Consider the following 2,609-nt stretch of genomic DNA (forward strand, 5'->3'; position numbering starts at 1 on the left):
GGCAATTACCTGGGGATGAGCACCCAGCAAACCTGTGATGGAAATGATTTTTATAACCGTCCGGATTACAACAACGGTTATGAAAATTTTCAGGTTCCGCAATTCACACAGGATGATTACCTGAATTATGCTGGTCAACAGCAGGCATCTACTGGAACTATTGCACCCCTTGAGGGAAATTCATTTTATGGCGCAGCAGCTATTCTTGTTGAAGAAACAACACTGGGAATTGTGTGGGGTGAAACAGGCTCTAGATTGTCGTTGAGGTCTAATCCGCAGATTGAAGCGAATAAAACGGCGGCGAGGAATGGTGTGGCGGGGCCTGCTTTAAAGGCGTTTAGTTTGGTGGCTATGATTGCTGGGCCAGGGAAGTTTACTAAGTCAACGAAAAATGTTTATTCAGTTTATTTCGAAACAACAATTTCAAAAACCGGTGCAGGCACTCGAGAAGCTCACAAGGCTTCTGCAAATTGAATCGCCCCGGGTTTGTCGGAGGTTGTTTAATTTGAGTCATGCTACATGAGCCAACTCGGTTTTTTGATAAAAATTTTCTTCAAACTCCTTTGGCGGTACATAATCCAGTGCACTGTGAAGACGGCGGTTATTAAACCACTCAACCCAAGTCAGGGTCGCCAACTCCACATCGTCAAGCTTTTTCCAAGGTGCACCTTTATGGATAACCTCAGTTTTGTACAGACCGTTAATCGTTTCAGCTAACGCATTATCGTAAGAGTCACCAACACTCCCGACCGACGCCTTAAAACCTGCTTCCACAAGACGCTCACTGTAGCTGATCGATAAATATTGACTACCTCTATCGCTATGATGGATAACGCCATGAGGCTTGCCTCTTGCCCACAGTGCTTGCTCCAATGCATCCAAAATTAATTCTGTTTGCATGCTCTTCATCGCTCGCCAACCGACAATGCGACGCGAAAAAACATCAACAACAAAGGCGACATAAACAAAACCTGACCAAGTGGCAACGTAAGTAATGTCAGCAACCCAGAGTTGGTTTGGTCTTTCTGCCTGAAACTGACGGTTAACCAAATCGTGAGGGCAATTTGCCTTGCTATCAGGAATCGTTGTTTTGCACTTCTTGCCGCGACAAATACCTTCTATTCCCAATTGATTCATTAATCGCTCAACCGTACAACGAGCCACATCAAATCCCTCTCTGCGCAATTGTTTCCAGATCTTTCGAGCACCATAGTTGCGATCACTCTCATACCAAATACGCTGGATTTCAGGTATTAACCGTTCATCCTGTTGAGTTCGTTGTGCGCGCAATTCAGGTGATCTTGCTAGCTGTTTGTGCCTATAGTAAGTCGATGGTGCAATCTGTAGCAGCTGACAAATCGGCTCGACACCAAAAACACTTTTATGCGCATCAATAAAATCGACTAAAGTTTCGGTTTGCGGTCGAGCTCCGCCTGGGCAAAAAAAGCCGAGGCTAAGCGAAGGATTTCATTGGCACGTTTAAGCTCTCGGTTCTCGCGCTCCAATGCTTTAATTCGCTCTGATTCATCACTCACGGAGCCGACTTGAGCATCGTTGGTAGATTCAGTTCGAATTATCCAGGCGCGCAGAGTTTCAGGCGTACAGCCAATCCTGGTGGCAACGGAAGTAATCGCTGCCCAGCGTGAGTTGTGGTCTTTTTCGGTGGTAAGCACAAGCCTTACCGCTCGCTCACGCACCTCGGGGGAATATCCAGGTCTCTTTTTCATAGGCTAATTCTCTCAAGAAAGTTAGCCTCCAACAAACCCGGGGCGATTCAAATCGTAATCTTGCAGAAGCCGTGAAAGATAAAAACTTTGCGCAACTAATGCAAAAGCTGGGAGTAACTCCTGTTGGCGGTAAAAATACTCCAGACGGATTTATATGGCACCATTCAGCTGAACGACCTGGCGTAATGCAACTTGTTCCGATAAATCAGCATACCAAAGGTTCAGATTTTTGGAGTATATTGCATCCCGGTGGTAGTGGCGGCTTTGCTAGGTGGGGGCGCAACTGGTAATTTTTTTGAGGCTATATATTTATGAATATTGAAGAGGCAGTGATTAAGTGGGCTGACATGTCAGAAAATAGTGTGCTCGTGGCAAAACCCCCACTTACATGGGGGGCGGATGCTTTATTTGTTGAATTAGATGAGGATTACTGCGTACCACAAAAAATAAAAGAAGAAGGTTATGAATATTTACTTGGTAGAGAAGAAATTGAAAGGTGGGTCAATTACTTGAAGAAAAAAAAAGTTGGAACGCGAACGGCGGCTGAATTTATAATTCATTATTCTATTACTGATTGCACGCCTGAATGGATAGATGATATTCCCGATATTTAGCAAAATGAGTATGTTGAGGTAAGTTTTAGGTATCTTGAGTTCATTGTCTCGTTCAACCGTCCAAACTAAAGTGTCTTCGTATTGGCGACACTTTTTATCAAAAATACTGCATGGACAATGACATGAATAGATACGCTTTTTTATAGCGGAATTTTTTACCAAAAAATACCAGACATGATCAACTAGACAGCCATAACCTGGTCCATATGGGCGGGCGTGTTTATGATCCGAATTTGGGCCGTTTCCTCAGCGCGGATTTGTTGGTGCA

At 44.3% G+C, this 2,609-nt stretch carries 3 protein-coding genes, 1 pseudogene and 1 other annotated feature; of the genes and pseudogenes, 3 read left to right on the forward strand and 1 reads right to left on the reverse strand.

The genetic code is table 11. From position 1 onward, the window contains the following. Positions 1-15 precede the first annotated feature (15 nt). A complete protein-coding gene (locus A596_RS04965) occupies positions 16-474 on the forward strand; it encodes a hypothetical protein (protein WP_152600101.1) in 459 nt (152 codons plus the stop codon). A gap of 36 nt (positions 475-510) precedes the next feature. Here A596_RS04965 and A596_RS04970 read toward each other — a convergent pair. Continuing rightward, positions 511-1,727, reverse strand: a protein-coding gene (locus A596_RS04970; RefSeq protein ID WP_152600102.1) for an IS3 family transposase whose coding sequence is annotated in 2 segments (ribosomal slippage) — positions 511-1,448 and positions 1,448-1,727 — 1,218 coding nt in all. Because the reading frame shifts where the segments join, the coding sequence is not laid out codon by codon here. Continuing rightward, positions 1,333-1,449: a sequence feature (AL1L pseudoknot), on the reverse strand. Its footprint overlaps the gene before it by 117 nt. A gap of 53 nt (positions 1,728-1,780) precedes the next feature. On the opposite strand from A596_RS04970, the pseudogene A596_RS23855 reads away from it, so the two are divergent. Together A596_RS23855 and A596_RS04980 are read left to right on the forward strand one after the other, a co-directional pair. Next, a pseudogene (locus tag A596_RS23855) lies at positions 1,781-2,017 on the forward strand (HNH endonuclease); the annotation flags it as partial. Positions 2,018-2,038: 21 nt separating this feature from the next. Further along, entirely contained in the window at positions 2,039-2,341 is a 303-nt protein-coding gene (locus A596_RS04980; RefSeq protein ID WP_039913059.1) for a hypothetical protein, read from the forward strand. Positions 2,342-2,609: the final 268 nt, after the last annotated feature.

Origin of the sequence: Cellvibrio mixtus subsp. mixtus J3-8, assembly GCF_000766945.1 — a bacterium.
Taxonomy (GTDB): domain Bacteria; phylum Pseudomonadota; class Gammaproteobacteria; order Pseudomonadales; family Cellvibrionaceae; genus Cellvibrio; species Cellvibrio mixtus_A.